This window comes from Methylobacterium sp. SyP6R (assembly GCF_019216885.1).
In the GTDB taxonomy this organism is placed as follows: domain Bacteria; phylum Pseudomonadota; class Alphaproteobacteria; order Rhizobiales; family Beijerinckiaceae; genus Methylobacterium.
The window spans coordinates 6,350,008-6,365,994 of the sequence record NZ_JAAQRC020000001.1; the positions used below are offsets into that span (position 1 = coordinate 6,350,008).

Here is a 15,987-nt window from a genome sequence, read left to right on the forward strand (position 1 = left end):
CCCAAGGACAAGTTCCCAAGGACAAGCTCCCAAGGACGAGACAGAGATGCCCGCACGCCGCTACGCCACCCTGGACGTCTTCACCGAGACCCCGCTCGCCGGCAATCCGCTGGCGGTGGTGCTCGATGCCGAGGGGCTGGACGATGCCGCGATGCAGGCCATCGCCGCCGAGTTCAACCTGTCGGAGACGGTGTTCGTGCTGCCCCCCGCCGAGGACAGGCACCGGGCACGGCTGCGGATCTTCACGCCGACCCAGGAACTCGCCTTCGCCGGGCACCCGACGGTCGGCACCGCGGTGCTGCTCGCCCTCGGCGACGCGCGGGCGGAAATCGCCGACGCGGTGGCGTTCGGGCTGGAGGAGAAAGTCGGGGTGGTGCCCTGCGTGGTCGAGACCGGCGAGGGAAGCGGCCGCGCGCGCTTCCGCCTGCCGCGGCTGCCGGAGAGCTGGGGCGAGGAGCCGGACGCCACGATTCTCGCCGCCGCCCTGAACCTGTCGCCGTCCGAGATCGGCTTTGCCCGCCACCGGCCGAGTCGCTACAGCGCCGGCACGCCGTTCCACCTCGTGCCGGTCCAAGGGCTCGAGGCCCTGGCCCGGGCGCGCACCAGCGCCGAGGCGATGGTGCAGGCCCTCGGGCCCAACTCCAAGGTCTTCCTCTATACCGGAGAGACCGGCGACCCCGCGCACAGCTTCCGGGCGCGGATGTTCGCCCCCGCCGCCGGCATCGCCGAGGATCCGGCGACCGGGGGCGCGGTCGCGGCCTTCGCCGGCGCGCTCATGCAGTTCGAGCCCTTGGGGAGCGGCACCCACGACCTCGTCGTCGCGCAAGGAATCGAGATGGGCCGGCCGAGCGAGATCGCGCTCCAGCTCACCATCGAGGACGGGGCCTTGCGCGCCGCCGAGATCGGCGGCGGCGCCGTGCTGGTCTCCGAGGGCGTGCTGCATCTTTGATGGGGATCACCCTCACCCCGGCCCGCCGGATCGACGCCCGGATGGTCGCCCATGACTGGTCCTGGGCCCGCGACAACCGTGCGGCGATCCAGGCCCATTGGGAGGCGCGGCGGGCGGAGCGGCCGGCGATGTTCAACGGCACGGTGCTGATGCTGCGCCGCTGGAGCCTCACCGAGGGCGTGCTCGAGGCCGAGCTGTTCGAGGCCGAGTACGCCGCCCTCACCGCCCTGAAGGATTGGGGCTTCCCGGACGGGAGCGTTCTCAACGTCTTCGCGGCGGCGGTGCCGCGCACCCGCGACGGCACCTTCCTGCTCGGCGAGATGGGCCCGCATACGGCCGCCGCCGGGCGGGTCTACTTTCCCTGCGGCACGCCGGACCCGACCGATATCGGCGCGGAGGGCCGCGTCGACCTCGCGGCGAGCGCGCTGCGCGAGTTGCGGGAGGAGACCGGCCTCGTCGCCCCGCAGGGGTCGAATCAGGAGCCGGATCCCGGCTGGATCGTCGTGCGCGACGGCGGCCTGATGGCCCTGCTGCGCCCGGTCCAGCTCGCCGAGGACGAAGCGGTGGTGCGGGAGCGGATCGCCGCCCATCTCGCCGCCGAGGACGAGCCGGAACTCTCGGCCATCGTCGGGGTGCGCACGTCCTCGGATCTCGATCCCGCCCGGATGCCCGGCTTCGTCCGGCACTACCTCGCGAGCGTGCTGGCCGGTCGCTCAGCAGAGTCCGCGGAAGCGGCTGCCGGTTTTGCGGCAAGAATCTGCGGCGAAACAAGAACCTGAGCGGACGAAGCGTTGGCCTGCCGACGCAAGTCTGCCGAGAGCCGCGCAGGGCAGCCCGGCGATGGAGTCGGTTCACAAGCCGGTCGCCGCACCGTTACGGTTTCCACGAGGGCGCCCGCCAGCGGCGCCGCCAGGGGGGACCAGCGATGACCAGGATGCCGAGGGCCGTGGCCCTGGCGATGCTCGGGTGCGGCCTCGCCGCCGGGCCGGCCGGGGCGGAGGTGACGCGGTTCGAGACCGTCACGACCGAGAGGCCCGCCCTGCAAGGCCGCAGCTTCGGCGAGCGCGGGCCGGCGGAGAAGATCACCGGCCGGGCGACCATCGCCCTCGATCCCACGGATCCCCACGACGCGATCATCGCCGACCTGGTGCTGGCACCCCGCAACGCCGAGGGCCGGGTCGAGGCCACGGCCGACGTGGTGCTCCTGCGCCCGGAGCGCCCCAACGGCCTCCTGCTGGTCGAGATCCCCAACCGCGGCCGCAAGCTGATCGGCCCGCTGGTCGAGGGTTCGACGACGGCGAATTCCAGCCGCCTCGAGCAGGCGGGGGATGCGGGGCGCGGTTTCCTGCTGTCGCGCGGCTACACGCTCGCCTGGATCGGCTGGCAGGGCGACATCGCCCCCGGCGCAGGGATGGGCATTCGCCTGCCGGTGCTCGCCGGAATCACCGGGCCGTCGCGCGAGGAATGGAGCTTCGAGAACACCAAGTCCCCGATCGAGGCGCCGCTGACCTGGCCCGCCGCCGATCTCGACCCGGAGAAGGCCCGCCTCACCGTGCGGGCGAGACCCGAGGACCCGCGCACGACGCCGCCCGGCCTGTCCTTCCGCTTCCTCGACGCCAAGCGCATCGCGATCACCCGGCCCGAGGGCTTCGACGGCAGCGCCCTCTACGAGCTGAGCTACACCGCCCGCGACCCGGCGGTGATGGGAATGGGCCTCGCGGCGATCCGCGACGTGACGACCTTCCTGCGTCACGACACCAGCGACCGGAACCCGCTTGCAGCGAACGGCCGCAGCACCATCGACCGGGCGGTCGGCTTCGGCATCTCGCAATCGGGCCGGGTGCTGCGCGACCTCCTCTATCTCGGCCTCAACGAGGACGAGCGCGGCCGGATGGTGTTCGACGGGATGATGCCGCACATCGCCGGCAGCCGGCGCAGCTTCACCAATGCCCGCTTCGCCCAGCCCGGCCGCAATCCCGGCCCCCATCTCGACCGCTATTATCCGGCCGACCAGTTCCCCTTCGCCTACGAGACGACGACCGACGCGCTGACGGGCCGGCGCGACGGCCTGCTCCTGCGCTGCCGGCTGTCCAACACATGCCCGCGCCTGATGCATGTCGACAGCGAGTACGAGCTGTGGGGCTCGCGCGGGGCGCTCGTGACCACCGACACGCGGGGCGCCGATCTCGCCCAGCCGCCGGAGGTACGGGCCTACATGGTCACCGGCGCGCCGCACTTCGCCGATCCCGACGCAAGGACGGCAAGCGTGCCGGGTTGCGCCCTGCCGGCGAGCCCGGTCCATGCCGGAGCGGCGTCGCGGGCGCTCCTCGTCGCCCTCGAATCCTGGATCGCCGATGGCGTGGTGCCACCGGCGAGCCGCTATCCCTCCCGGGCCGACGGCACGCTGGGAGAGCCTGCCCATCTCTACCCGCCGATCCCCGGCCTGCCCTATACCGGCCTCTACAACCCCGCGCAGTGGGTGGAGCCGGGCGACCCGCCGGCGGTGCGCGGCACCTATCCCCTGCTGCTGCCGAAGGTCGATCCGGACGGCAACACCCTGGCGGGGATCCGCCTGCCGCTGATCGAGGCGCCGCGAGCGACCTACACCGCCTGGAACCCGACGCGCGGCGTCGCCGCCGACACGCTGTGCAACCAGAAGGGCGGCGTGCTCCCCTTCGCCGAGACGAAGGCAGCCGCGCAGGCCGCCGGCGACCCGCGGCTCTCACTGGAGGAGCGCTACCCGGACGAGGGCGCCTACGCGGCGGCGGTGAAGGCGGCGGCCGAACGCATGGTGGCCGAGCGCACCCTGCTGCCGGCGGATGCCGAGGAGATGACGGCGGCGGCGGAGGAAGGGCGGCTGGCGCGGTAAGCCTCCCGCCCCCGGGACCCGCCGGCCGATTCGCGGGTTCCCGTTCACAAGGAGCCGAGACGGATACGCCATGGTCGCCAAGCTCGTCGAACTCGTCCGGGAGGCCGCATCGCAGGCCCGGCTCGTCGCCCGGGGCTACCCGTCGGGCTGCAGCGCCGATGCGCTGCCCTGGACGGTCATCCGTCGCTTCGACGACGACGTGCGCGGCCATGTCGAGCGCGATCCGCGGATCGAGGATGCGCGCGACGGGGTGCTGATCGCCGCCGTGAACCTCGCAGAGGCAAGACCCGACGAGGACACCGAGGTGCCAGAGCGGGAGCGCCTGGTGAAGGCGATCAACGACCTCGAATGGATCGTCGTGAGCCGCGGCATCGCCAACCGCGCCGCGGCTGCGCTCGGCTACGGCGAGGCCGGGCAGCGGCTCCGCGACGCGGGCTGACGCCCGGCGCGGAAGACCGCCTTCAGCCCAGGAAGTCGCCGCATTTCGGCGGCGGCTCGGTGCCCCAGGGCATCAGCGGCACCGTCGAGGTCGAGTTCTTCGGCGAGCCCTGCACCACCTTGTCGGAGTAGACCATGTAGATCAGGGTGTTGCGCTTGGCGTCGCAGCCGCGCACGATCTGCATGCTCTTGAAGATCAGCGAGCGGCGTTCGCTGAACACGACTTCGCCCTGCTTGATCTTGCCCTTGAACTTGACCGGTCCGACCTGTCGGCAGGAGAGCGAGATGTCGGAGACCTCCTCGGCGAGGCCCAGCGTGCCCTTGATGCCGCCCTTCTCCGGCTGGGTGTAATGGCAGGCGACGCCGGCCACGTCCGGATCGTCGATGCCGTAGACCACGAGCTTGTCGTTGGGCGTCAGCGGCCGCCAGACCGTGGACTTGTCGAAGATCCGGTCCGGCTCCTGCGCGAGCGCCGCACCCGACGCCAACCCGAGGCACACCACCCCGCAGAGAGCCCTGAGACCCCGCCGCCACACCATCGCGTCAACCTTTCCGCAAAGAAGCTTAACGTATGTAGGGAGGCTGTCGCGCGGCGGCGAGGGCGGGTAGAACGAGGCCGTCCCGTCCCGCCACGCTTGGGTCCCGGCCCGCAAGGCTTGGGTCCCCGCCCATGGGGACGGCTTGTTCTCGTCCGCCGCCCCTTTCGGGCGGATCGTCCCCGCATAACGGCCGGTCCCCGAACACCATGCCGCTGCTTCGCTTCACGGTCCGGCTCCTCGCCGGCGTCCTTGCGACTCTTTCCTTGTGCCAGGCTGCCCTGGCCGAGCCCAATGCGGCCGCCTGCCAGCGCTTCCGCGCCGAGCTCGCCGGCCTGCAGCGCGAATCGAACCGCGGCCAGATCGAGGAGATCCAGCAGCTCGTCGCCTATCGGCAGTCGATCGGCTGCGAGGGCGGGCGCTTCCTGTTCTTCGACATGCGGCCCCCGCAATGCGCCCAGGTCGAGCAGCGCATCCGCGCCCTCAATGCCGGCTACGGCGCAGGCGCCCGCGAGGTCTCGAATGCGCGGCGCGAGCAGCTGATCGCCGCCGTGAAGGAATCCTGCACCGGCCTGCCGAGTGCCGCCTCGCTCCAGCCGAAGCCGGCCGAGGGATTCGGGCGCGGCGGCTCGCAGGTGATCTGCGTGCGGATGTGCGACGGCGCCTATTTCCCGATGCCGAACCTGCCCGACGGGCGGGAGGGCGCCAACGAGATGTGCCAGGCCCTCTGCCCCGGCGCCGAGGCCGCCGCCTACTCGATGCCGCCGACCGACAGCGGCCTCGCGCAGGCCGCCGCGATCCAGACCAAGCGCGCCTACTCGGCCCTGCCGAACGCCTTCAAGTTCCAGAAGACCTTCGTGCCGAACTGCTCGTGCAAGGGCACGCAGACCTGGGCGCAGGCCCTGGTCAAGGCCGAGAGCATGCTGGTGCGCCACAAGGGCGACATCTTCGTCACCCCGGCCCAGGCGGAGGCGATGTCGCGGCCGAAGGTGCGCCTGACCCTGGTCGGCCGCGCCGACCGGTCCGCCGCGACGCTCGCCGCCACCGCCGCCACCCGGGTCGAGGAGGTCACCGACGCCGCCGAGACGCCGCGGCCGGCCGGTCCCGAGGAGCGTCCCGCGATCCGGATCATCGCCCCCAACCTGATCCCGGTGCCGCTCGTCGCGAAGGCGGACGGCCCGCAGGCGGCGGCCGTGACCGTCCCGGCCCCCGGCGCCACGCCGGTCGCCACGCCCTGAACGAGCGGGGCCTCTGACCGAAGGGAACCAATCGGCCGTCACGGTGTTCGAAGGGACCGACGAAGGACGAGAGGTTTTCCCTTGATGCGCCCTGCCCGCGCGCTGCTGCTGACCGGCACGATCCTGCCGGCTTTGCTGCTCCAGCCCGTTCTCGTGAGCCAGGCTCTTGCTAGCCAAGCGGCGGCGCGAGGCGACGACGTGATCCGGCTGGCCCAGGGCGGGCCGGGAGAGCGGGGCGGGCCCGGCGGACCGGGAGGTCCCGGTGGGCCGGGAGGTCCCGGCGAGCGCGGGCATGGCGGTCCCGGAGGGCCTGGTGGCGGTCCAGGCGGACCGGGTGGCGGACCGCGTCCTGAACGTGGCCCGGCCGAGCGGCCCGAACCGCGTCAGGAACGCCCGGAACCCAGGCAGGAACGGCCCGAACCCCGTCAGGAGCGCCCGGCACCTCGGCCGGAGCCCCGCGAACGGCCGGAGCCGCGGCAGGAGCGCCCGGAGCCGCAGCGCGAACGCCCCGAGCGGCCGGAGCCGCGCGAGCGCACAGGCCCGCCCCGCGAGCGTCCCGAGCCCCAGCAGCGCGAGCGTCCCGATCAGCAGGAGCGCGGTCCCCAGGGCCGTCCCGAGCGTCAGGAACGGCCGGACCGTCCCGATCGCCAGGATCGCCAGGCCCCCCAGGATCGTCCCGACCGGCAGGAGCCGCGCGCCCCGCGCGGCGAGGAGCCCGGGCGTCCGCCGGCCCCGCCGCAGGATCGCGGCCCGGCCGGGCGGCCCGACCCGCGCGACCGTCCCGCACCCGACGCGCGGCCGGACCGCCGCGACGACCGCCCGGACACCCGTGAGGATCGCCGCGGCCCCGATGCGCCGGTCCAGCGCGGCCCGGGCCAGCCCCCCGCACCCGGCCAAGGTCCCGGCCAAGGTCCCGCGCCGCAGCCGCCGGTTCCCGGTCAGCCGCCTGCCCCGGGCCGCGCGGCGCCGCCCCCGGCCGGTGCGCCGCAGCCCGGCGTTCCCGGCCGTGGGCCGGGCCGGCCGGACGCGCCCGGCGCCGGCCCGAACGGCGCGCCGCTTCCCCCGAATCAGCAGCCCGGCGTGCCCGGACGGCCGTTCGTGCCCGGCGGCGCCGGAGGACCGCCCGACAACCGCGACGATCGCGGCTTCGATCGTCGCGACCCGCGCGACCAGGACCGGCGCGACCAGGACCGGCGCGACTTGGACCGCCGCGACTTGGACCGCCGCGACGGGGACAGGCGCGATTTCGATCGGCGCGGTCCGGACGGGCGCGGCCCCGACGACCGGGGCGATCTGCCCGGCGGCTATCGCCGCGACGCGCCGGACTACGTCCCGGGCGGCTTCCGCCGCGGCGACATCGACGTGCGCAGCTACGAGGACGTCCGCCGGGCCCGGCGCGAGTTCAACGAGGGCGGCCGTCTGATCATCCGCGAGCCCGGCCGCGTGATCGTGCGCGACGACGACCGCTACTTCCTGCGCCACGACGAGACCGAGCGCTTCCGCCTGCTCGACCGCGACGCCCGCATCGAGCGCCGCGGGCGCGACACCGTGACGATCATCGACCGCCCCGGCGGCTACCAGGTCTTCACGGTGGTGGACGACGACGGCCGCCTGCTGCGGCGCTACCGCCGCGGGCCGGACGGGCGCGAGGTGATGCTGATCGACAATTCCTACGCGGGCCCGCCGCGGTCGATCGAGCAGGACGTGGTGGTGCTGCCGCCGCCCGATATCCGCATCCCCCGCGACCGCTACGTGGTCGAGGCGGACCGGGCCGACGAGGGCGCGATCTACGAGGCGTTGACCGCCCCGCCGATCGCCCCGGTCGAGCGGCGCTACACCCTCGACCAGGTGCGCTACAGCCCGAGCCTGCGCGCCCGGATGCGCAGCGTCGACATCGACACGATCACCTTCGACACCGGCTCGTGGCAGGTGACGCCTGACCAGGCCCGCCGCCTCGCCACCATCGCGGCGGCGATCAACCAGGCGGTGAAGAGCAACCCGCAGGAGGTTTTTCTGATCGAGGGCTACACTGACGCGGTCGGCAGCGACGTCGACAACCTGTCGCTCTCCGACCGGCGCGCCCAGTCGGTGGCCGAGGTGCTGACCCGCGACTTCGGCGTGCCGCCGGAGAACCTGACCACCCAGGGCTACGGCGAGCAGTACCTGAAGGTGAACACGCAAGGTCCCTCGCGGGAGAACCGCCGGGTCACGGTGCGCCGCATCACCCCGTTGATCCAGCAGCAGCAATCGCAGGCGCAGCCGCCGCAGCAGCGGCAGTAGCGTCGCGAGAGACCGGGCCGCCCCGCGCCGGGGCGGCCCGCATACCGGGAAGTTCCCAGAGGTCCGGTCTTGCGGGCGGCACCGGCAGAATGCACGGCTTCCCGCCGACGATCCTGACGACGGGCACCCGGGACCTGCTGCTGTCGAACACCGTGCGGGTTCCACCGCAAGCTGCGGGATGCCGGGGTCGAGGCCTATCTCCAGGTCTGCGAGGGCCAGTCGCACTCCCAGTACATCCGCGACGAGACCGCACCGGAAACCCGGGCGGTGTTCGAGGGGATCGCCCGGTTCTTCGACCGGCACCTCGCCCGCTGAGCCGGGTCTCGCAGAGAATCGTCGGCGTCGCCTCCGGACGAGAGCGGCGCCGCTTCGGTCAGGGGCTCGTCCGGCGTCCCTTGCCGAGGCCGCCGAGGCCGCAGCCGAAGAGATAGGCGGCCAGCATCAGGGCGGCGCTCTCGACCCAGAAACCCTCCCGCCCCGGCACGAGGCCGGCGACAGCCGTGGCAGCGGTCGCCAGGGCGAGGAGCGCCACGAGACCGGCGGCGAGGCCCGGACCCCGGCCGGCGGGCAGGCCGGCCCAGAGGCCGGTGCCGGCGCCGATCAGGAGGGCGGCGAGGAGACCCGGCCAGGCGACGGAGACGATGAGGAGCACGAGGGAACTCACGAACGCAGGGCGAAGGCGACCGTCCGGCGGTCGGTGGCGGCCTCGGCCGGCGCGGCGGCGATGCGGCCGGCCGGGATGCCGGCCTTGAGCAGGTAATCGACGATCGCCGCGGCGCGCCGCTGCGGCAGGCCGGGATCGGGCATCGCGGGGGTGTCCGCGGATGTCTCGGTGGGCTTCTCGGTGTTCTTGCTGGCCTGCTTGCCCGGTTTCGCCGCGGGCTTGCCCTTGGGCGGTGCGGGGGTGGCCGCCTCCTTGGGGGCGGGCGGCGGCGCGGTGCCGGGCGGGTCGTCGTGACCGGCCACCTCGATCCGGGCCTGCGGGCAGGCGCGGGCGAGGTCCGCGACCCCATCGAGGACGGTGTAGAAGGCGGCTTTCAGGTCGGCGCTGCCGGGATCGAAGCGTAAGGTCGGCTCGGTGGCGAGCGCCGCGAAGGTCTTGGCGCAAGCCGCCGGATCCCGGAGCGGCGCGGCGCCGCGGGCATCGACGGCCACGTCGATCCGCCAGCCGGCCGGCGCGATCCTGGCGGCCTCGGTGGCGATGCGGCGCGCGCTCTCGGGGTAGAGCCCCTCCCCGGCGATGCGCAAGGACTGGTCGCGCACGCTCACCTCGCCCTCGGCGAGCTGGCCGAGCACCCCGATTCCCGCATTCAGCCCGTCGAGGAGGGCGGGCGGCGCGCCCTCGGCCAGCCGCGTGCGGTCGACGATGCGCTCGCCGTAGAGGTAGGGCCGGAGCGCCGTACGGAGCGCCTGGCGCGCCTCGGCATCCGGCAGGTGGCCGGTGAGGGTGAAGGCGTCGGGCCCGCGCCGGATCGTCACGAGATAGGGCGAGACCGGGCTCGCCGTGAGCGCGACCGGGCCGCGGGAGACGCCCGCCGGCAGGTTGTCCGCCAGGGCCTCGGCCTCGCGCACGGCCTGGATGTCGATGGCCGAGCCCTGGATCGACAGCGCCGCACCGTCGAGGGAGACGCGGCCCTCCCGCACCAGCGCCAGGGCCGCGAAGGCGCGGTCGGTCAGCGCCCGCGCGTCGATCCCGGCCGGCAGACCGCGGGCGGTGCGCATGGCGTCGGTCACCGGGGCGCCGTCGGCGAGGAGGCGCGCCGCCGCCAGGATCGCCGCCCGGTCGGCCTCCGATACGGTGTAGCCGTCGAGGCGGAGGCCCTCGGGGCCGCGGCTCGCCGACCAGGTGAAGGGCGTGACCAGGGCCGGCTCGACCGCGACCTCGCCGATCGTGAAGCCGGCGGGTGCTTGCGCGAGGTCGGCCTTGAGGCCGGCATAGGCCTCGACGCTCGCCGCCTCGCCCCGCAGCGACAGAACGCGATCACGCATCGCCGCGGTGGCGCCGGGCTTCAGGTGCTGCACCTGCGCGAGGAGGAAGCGGGCGGCGTCGGAAAAATGCTCCGGCGCGCCGCGGGCGGCCCGCGCGGCGTCGCGCAAGGAGAGCCCGGCGGGCAGGCCGGCGCTCAAGGCCTCGGTCAGGGCCGTGCGGCCGATCTCCGCCGGGCGATGGCCGATGAGGTCGAGGCGGTCCGGCGCGCGGTGGATCGCCGCCCAGGTGAAGGGCGCGACCTCGGCGACGAGTCCGAGGCGGTCGAGGATGCGGCGATGGCCCGGCAGATCGGCGAGTGCCGCGCGGGCCTCGTCGAGGGCGGATTGCATCGGCGCCTCGCCGCTCGCCAGAAGGTCGCGGCCCCGCGCCTCGACCCGCAGCCACGGCTCGGCGCCGTCGCGGCCGGTGCCCGCCGCGATCGTGGCGGCCGGCGCCTCCAGGGCGGCTTCGAGCCGCGTCTCGGCGAAGGGCGTGGCGGCAACCCAGGCGCCGGCGAGGAGGGGAAGGCCGGCGAGCCAGCCGATCGAGCGAATCGCCATACTGGACCTCGACGCGGAACGCGCGCGGCGGGGGATCTTCCGACGCGCAGGCGCCACCCTGGCGGCGGTTTCCGGCATCAGCAAGGCGCGGCAGGCGAGCAGGTCGCGAGAATCGGAAAAGGGCCCCGGCACGAAGCCGGGACCCTGAAAACTCGTCCGTGGCGCGGCCCCCGAGGGGGCCGCTTCTCGCGACTTAGAAGTCGCGCTGGACGCGCATGCGGACCTGGAACGTGTCCGCGAAGTTGGTGGTCGGCAGGACCGCACCGGCGGCGTTGGTCGGCAGGCCGGCGGCGTTCAGGCCGACGGGAACCTGGCCCGGAGCCTTGTTCTGGTCGACCACGCGGCCGCCCTTGAGGTCGACGCGGTTGTAGAGACCCTCGACGCCGATATCGAGGTCCTTGACCGGCGACCAGATCAGGCTCGCGCCGGCGACGATCTGGCTGGTGTCGCGCAGGGCGGCGCTGTAGGCGAAGGCGCCGGGGCTGTTGACCGGGTTGCCGAGGCCGTTGAAGTTCAGCGCGCCGAGCAGGTTGCGGCTGGTCTTGCCGAAGCTCATCTCGCCGTAGCTGCCGATGATCGCCGAGCGCAGCTCGGGGGTCCAGTAGTGCAGGTACGAACCGACCACCGTCCAGCTGGTCGACAGCTCCATCTTGCCCGTCACCGGGTTGACGGCGGCGTCGGTGAAGTAGGCGGCGAAGGGCGAGCCCTGGGTGTTGCCGGCGCTGGCGGTGTAGGTGCCGATGTACTGGGAGTAGCCGGTGTAGATCTGGGCGCCCTCGCCGTACGAACCCTGCAGGTACAGGGAGTCGCCCGGAGCGATGAACGGCAGGTTGAACTTCAGGCCGCCCTGCACCGCCCAGCCGTACTCGCTGTTGACGCGGGGGGTGACGATCGTGCCGGCCGCCAGGGTGGCGCCGTTGAAGCCGAGCACCGTGGTGGCGTTCTGGGCGTTCAGCTCGTGCACGGCGGCCGAGAGCTGGGCCGAACCCCAGGCGGCGTCGTAGCGCAGGGCACCGACGAAGTCGGGCATGCGGTTGGTCTGGCGCAGGTCGTAGAACGCCTCGCCGATCGGCACGCCGGCCGCGTTGGTGGCGATGATCGGGCTCAGGTTGGTGGCCGCGGCGGTGAAGACCGCGAACTGGCTCGCCGCGTTGCCGGCGGTGGCGGTGCCGAACAGCGGGTTCTTGCGGAAGGTCGGGTCTTCGACCGACAGCGTCGCCGAGAAGCCGTTCCCGAAGGTCGCGGTGTAGGCGAGCAGGTTGGTGGAGGACGTGTCCGAGCCCAGCGAGGTGCCGATGATCTCGAAGTCGTGGGCGTAGAAGTCGTAGAACGAGGCCGCGCGACCGGCGGTGAGGCCGGCGAACTGGATGAAGGCCTTGTCGACGTTCACGTATTGCTGGGCGCGGCCGAACGTGTCGACGCCGAGCGCCGGGAAGGCGTTGGCGATGCGCTGCTGCGTGCCCGAGTTCAGGTAGGCGCCGGTCCGCGAGGCGAGCTCGAAGCGCACGAAGGCGCGGAGCGTGCCGTAGGCGGTCTGGGTGCGGGCGTCGAGGTTGAGACGGCCGAGGCCGCGGTAACCCATCAGGTCGCCGTTGTTGCCCGAGCGCGAGTAGCCCTGCGAGTAGCCGGCTTCAAAGCGGGCGCGGCCGGAGACGCGCAGGCAGGTATCGGTACCGGGAACGAAGAAGAAGCCGGCCCCGTAGGCCGAGCAGACACGAACGTACTCAACGGGCGCAGCCTTCTTGATCGGCAGATCGGCAGCGTGCGCACCGGCAACGACGGTCAGGCCAGCAGCCGAACCGAGCAGAAGGCTCTTCACGAGCTTCATCGAGACCTCCAAAGTTTCGAGACCCTGGGGGTGAACGACTGTGTCTCGACGAATGCCGAACCACGCCACTCTTATCCCCTGTGCCCGGCGCTCCCCTCAGGGGATGTCATCCGGGCCGCGCCGGGTTGTCCCCGGTGCAGAGGCACCATGTGCGAGGCGCTAACTGCGATCAACCGGCATCTGCGTCCGGGACGGCCAAGCCACCGGCTTTCGGCCTTAATGTTGCACGGACGCCACGAAACCTTACGCAGGTCAGCTAAATCCGGGCTCTGACGCGCGACAACTGAGTTTGCCGCGCATCGTCCTGTCGTCCTCTGGAGCGGAACCCGGTCCCGGGGCCACGACCCGGATCGCGCTGGGGTCGTGACTGGTCCTCAACCTTCCATTTCCTCGCGCATCACCTCGAGCTCGAGCCAGCGTTCCTCGGCGCTCGCGAGATCGGTCTCGGTCGTCGCCAGGGTACGGGAGATCGCCTCGAAGCGGGCGGGATCGCGGGCATAGAGGGTCGGGTCGTCGAGGGCGGCCCGGAGCTTGGCCCGGTTGCCTTCCAGTGCTGCGATCCGGGCCGGCAAGGTCTTGAGCTCGTGCTGCTCGTTGAAGCCGAGGCGCTTCCTGGCGGCCGGGCGGGCGGCAGCCGGCTTCGGCACCGCCTTGACGCCGTCCCTTGCACCATCCTTTGCGCTTGGCGAGACGACCCCGCGGGCCTGCACGCCGACGCCTCGCTGGGCGACCATGTCGCTGTAGCCGCCCGCATAGGCGACCCAGCGCCCCTCCCCTTCCGAGACCAGCACGGTGTCCACGACCCGGTCGAGGAAGTCGCGGTCGTGGCTGACCAGGATCAGGGTGCCGGCGTACTCGCCGAGCATCTCCTGGAGCAGGTCGAGGGTCTCGAGGTCGAGGTCGTTGGTCGGTTCGTCGAGCACCAGCAGGTTGCCGGCTTCGGCGAGCGCGCGGGCCAGCAGCAGCCGGTTGCGCTCGCCGCCCGAGAGCACGCTCACCGGCGTGCGCGCCTGCTCGGGCGAGAACAGGAAGTCCTTCATGTAGCCGATGACGTGCCGGCTCTGGTTGCCGACCTGGACGCTGTCGCTGCCCCCGCCGGTCAGCACGTCGGCGACGGTGCGCTCGGGATCGAGGGCGCTGCGGCGCTGGTCGAGGAGGTTGAGGGTGACGTTGGCCCCCACCTTCACGATGCCCTCGTCCGGCGGGAGGCGGCCGGTGAGGAGGTTGACCAGCGTCGTCTTGCCGGTACCGTTGGCGCCGACGATGCCGAGCCGGTCGCCCTTCGCGATGCGCAAGCTCAGGTCGCGGACGATCGGGCGGTCGCCGTAAGCTTTCGCGACGTCGCGCGCCTCGACCACCAGGGTGCCGGAGGCCTCGGTCTCGCTCACCGTCATCGTCGCGGCGCCGACCGGCCCGCGATGCTCGCGGGCCTGGCGGCGCAGGTCGTGCAGGCCGGCGAGCCGCTTGACGTTGCGCTTGCGCCGCGCGGTCACGCCGTAGCGCAGCCAGTCCTCTTCCGCCGCGATCTTGCGGTCGAGCTTGTGGCGCTCGCGCTCCTCCTCCTCGAACACCTGGTCGCGCCAGCCCTCGAAGGCGGCAAACCCCTGGTCGAGGCGCCGCGTCGTGCCGCGGTCGAGCCAGACGATCGAGCGCGACAGGGCTTCGAGGAAGCGCCGGTCGTGGCTGATGAGGACGAGCGCCGAGCGGCTGCCCTTCAGCTCGGCCTCCAGCCACTCGATCGCCGGCAGGTCGAGATGGTTGGTCGGCTCGTCGAGGAGCAGGATGTCGGGCTCGGGCGCGAGCGCCTGGGCGAGCGCCGCGCGGCGCGATTCGCCCCCCGACAGCCGGCTCGGATCCTCCTCGCCGGTGAGCCCCAAGCTCTCCAGCAGGTAGCGCGCCCGGTAGATCTCGTCGCCCGGCCCCATCCCGGCCTCGACGAAGGACAGGGTGGTGTCGTGGCCGGAAAAGTCCGGCTCCTGGGCGAGGTAGCGGACCGTCGTGCCGGGCTGGAGGAAGCGCACGCCCTTGTCGGGCTCGACCAGCCCGGCGGCGACCTTGAGCAGGGTCGACTTGCCCGAGCCGTTGCGGCCGACGAGGCAGGTGCGGTCGCCGGGAGCCAGCGAGAGGTCGGCGCCATTGAGCAGCGGCGTGCCGCCGAAGGTGAGCGCGATGCCCTGGAGGGTGAGGAGCGGAGGAGCGGCCATGGCCGGGGGATACGGCAGCCGTACGGGAAAGGCGAGCCCGGGCGGCGGCGTCTTGTGCGCCGTGCGGCCTTGACCTAGCAGGAGGGGACTGCACGGCTCCGATGTCGCGGGGATGCATGGCGGATCGCAAGGTCAGGACCCGCGAGCACGTCATCGCGGCCATGAGCCTGCACCATGTCGGCTACATCGTTGCGAAGGCCGGCTATGTTCTCGATGTTCCGGCGGCTGATTACGGCATCGATGGCCTGATCACGACCTTCGACGTCGATGGCAGCATCGAGAGCGGTTATATCTCGCTGCAACTCAAGGCGACGGACCACCTCACGGTCCGAAGGGATGGATGCATCGCTGTCCGGATCGATCTGCGCGACATCGATTTCTGGCTGGCAGATTTCTTTCCGGTGATCGTTGTGATTTTTGATGCTTGCGTGGAGATAGGATACTATCTGATCGTGCAAGATTACTTCAAGGCGCATCCGCTCACGGCGGCCCAACGACGGCGTGCCACGGTGACCGTCCACATCGACCCGGAGGCGATCGTGAGCGATAGTGTGGTCGGGTCGTGGCGGGACCTGAAGACCGGGCACAGGAAGGCGCGGGCATGACGGACGTCCGGACCCAGACGGTCATTGACGCTCTGACGGAACTCGGCTTCGAGCGGAGAATGGCCAATGACAGCCATGCGCTCTACGATCATCCGGCCGGCGCGAGCGTCTCGCTTCCCCACAGCCGGCCTCATGTGTCCGGTGCGCTCCTGAAGGCGATCGAGCGTCAGGTGGCGGGGTTCGGCATCGCTCCGGCTCATGTCTTCGGTGAGACGGTCCTCGCCCGGCACCGGGCTGCTCCGGTGACCGACGAGGCCGGCGACGGTTCGGCCGATGCGGCCGGTTCCGGGACCGCGCCGGCACGATCCGCATTCGATCGCGAGACCGGCGGGCACAGGGCCGCGAGCCCGCCGAAACCGCGCCGACGCCGCGCCGCCGCGCAATAGACCTTCGGAACTGCGCGGCACACCGACGACGCCCGAAGGCTTCCTCTCCCTCGATGGGTAGCGTCGGGTGCAGGCCGGCCCCGACGGATCGTGCCGTGCTCATCCCCGCCCGAGCCGGTGTAAGA

The 15,987-nt window shown here is 72.4% G+C and carries 13 protein-coding genes and 1 pseudogene; 9 read left to right on the plus strand and 5 right to left on the minus strand.

Annotated features, from left to right (window positions below):
- Nucleotides 1-46 precede the first annotated feature (46 nt).
- The 4 genes from HBB12_RS29030 to HBB12_RS29045 all read left to right on the plus strand — a co-directional run bounded on the left by HBB12_RS29030 (nucleotide 47) and on the right by HBB12_RS29045 (nucleotide 4,257).
- Nucleotides 47-949 carry a PhzF family protein gene (locus HBB12_RS29030; protein WP_236992542.1) on the plus strand — a complete coding sequence of 301 codons (903 nt, stop codon included), beginning with the start codon at nucleotides 47-49 and terminating at the stop codon, nucleotides 947-949.
- Nucleotides 949-1,728 carry an NUDIX hydrolase gene (locus HBB12_RS29035; RefSeq protein ID WP_236992543.1) on the plus strand — a complete coding sequence of 260 codons (780 nt, stop codon included), beginning with the start codon at nucleotides 949-951 and terminating at the stop codon, nucleotides 1,726-1,728. The genes HBB12_RS29030 and HBB12_RS29035 overlap by 1 nt, the downstream gene beginning before the upstream one ends.
- A gap of 155 nt (nucleotides 1,729-1,883) precedes the next feature.
- Nucleotides 1,884-3,818 (plus strand): alpha/beta hydrolase domain-containing protein, encoded by a 1,935-nt coding sequence (locus tag HBB12_RS29040; RefSeq protein ID WP_272913307.1) that lies wholly within the window; start codon nucleotides 1,884-1,886, stop codon nucleotides 3,816-3,818.
- Nucleotides 3,819-3,888: 70 nt separating this feature from the next.
- Entirely contained in the window at nucleotides 3,889-4,257 is a 369-nt protein-coding gene (locus HBB12_RS29045) for a hypothetical protein (protein ID WP_236992545.1), read from the plus strand.
- Nucleotides 4,258-4,279: 22 nt separating this feature from the next.
- On the opposite strand, the gene HBB12_RS29050 is transcribed toward HBB12_RS29045, so the two are convergent.
- Entirely contained in the window at nucleotides 4,280-4,795 is a 516-nt protein-coding gene (locus HBB12_RS29050; protein ID WP_236992546.1) for a CreA family protein, read from the minus strand.
- A 206-nt stretch (nucleotides 4,796-5,001) separates the two neighbouring features.
- Here HBB12_RS29050 and HBB12_RS29055 point away from each other — a divergent pair, with 206 nt between their 5' ends.
- The 3 genes and pseudogenes from HBB12_RS29055 to HBB12_RS29065 form a co-directional block, all read left to right on the plus strand.
- Nucleotides 5,002-6,030: a DUF2865 domain-containing protein gene (locus HBB12_RS29055; protein ID WP_236992547.1), complete on the plus strand. Its 1,029-nt coding sequence runs from the start codon at nucleotides 5,002-5,004 to the stop codon at nucleotides 6,028-6,030.
- 84 nt (nucleotides 6,031-6,114) lie between these two features.
- Nucleotides 6,115-8,310 (plus strand): OmpA family protein, encoded by a 2,196-nt coding sequence (locus tag HBB12_RS29060; RefSeq protein WP_236992548.1) that lies wholly within the window; start codon nucleotides 6,115-6,117, stop codon nucleotides 8,308-8,310.
- Nucleotides 8,311-8,393: 83 nt separating this feature from the next.
- Nucleotides 8,394-8,625: pseudogene (locus tag HBB12_RS29065) on the plus strand (alpha/beta hydrolase); the annotation flags it as partial.
- Between the two features lie 58 nt (nucleotides 8,626-8,683).
- Here the strand turns inward: HBB12_RS29065 and HBB12_RS29070 are convergent.
- From HBB12_RS29070 to HBB12_RS29085, 4 genes are all read right to left on the minus strand, one after another.
- Complete coding sequence (locus HBB12_RS29070; RefSeq protein ID WP_236992549.1) at nucleotides 8,684-8,962, minus strand: hypothetical protein; 279 nt, start codon at nucleotides 8,960-8,962, stop codon at nucleotides 8,684-8,686.
- Nucleotides 8,963-8,970: 8 nt separating this feature from the next.
- Complete coding sequence (locus tag HBB12_RS29075) at nucleotides 8,971-10,839, minus strand: OmpA family protein (protein WP_236992550.1); 1,869 nt, start codon at nucleotides 10,837-10,839, stop codon at nucleotides 8,971-8,973.
- A gap of 193 nt (nucleotides 10,840-11,032) precedes the next feature.
- Nucleotides 11,033-12,667: a porin gene (locus tag HBB12_RS29080; RefSeq protein WP_236992551.1), complete on the minus strand. Its 1,635-nt coding sequence runs from the start codon at nucleotides 12,665-12,667 to the stop codon at nucleotides 11,033-11,035.
- A gap of 374 nt (nucleotides 12,668-13,041) precedes the next feature.
- Entirely contained in the window at nucleotides 13,042-14,871 is a 1,830-nt protein-coding gene (locus HBB12_RS29085; RefSeq protein WP_236992552.1) for an ABC-F family ATP-binding cassette domain-containing protein, read from the minus strand.
- A 116-nt stretch (nucleotides 14,872-14,987) separates the two neighbouring features.
- On the opposite strand from HBB12_RS29085, the gene HBB12_RS29090 reads away from it, so the two are divergent.
- Both HBB12_RS29090 and HBB12_RS29095 read left to right on the plus strand, forming a co-directional pair.
- A complete protein-coding gene (locus tag HBB12_RS29090) occupies nucleotides 14,988-15,476 on the plus strand; it encodes a DUF4365 domain-containing protein (protein WP_236992553.1) in 489 nt (162 codons plus the stop codon).
- Nucleotides 15,473-15,862 (plus strand): hypothetical protein, encoded by a 390-nt coding sequence (locus HBB12_RS29095; RefSeq protein WP_236992554.1) that lies wholly within the window; start codon nucleotides 15,473-15,475, stop codon nucleotides 15,860-15,862. Before HBB12_RS29090 ends, HBB12_RS29095 begins: the two co-directional genes overlap by 4 nt.
- Nucleotides 15,863-15,987 lie beyond the last annotated feature (125 nt).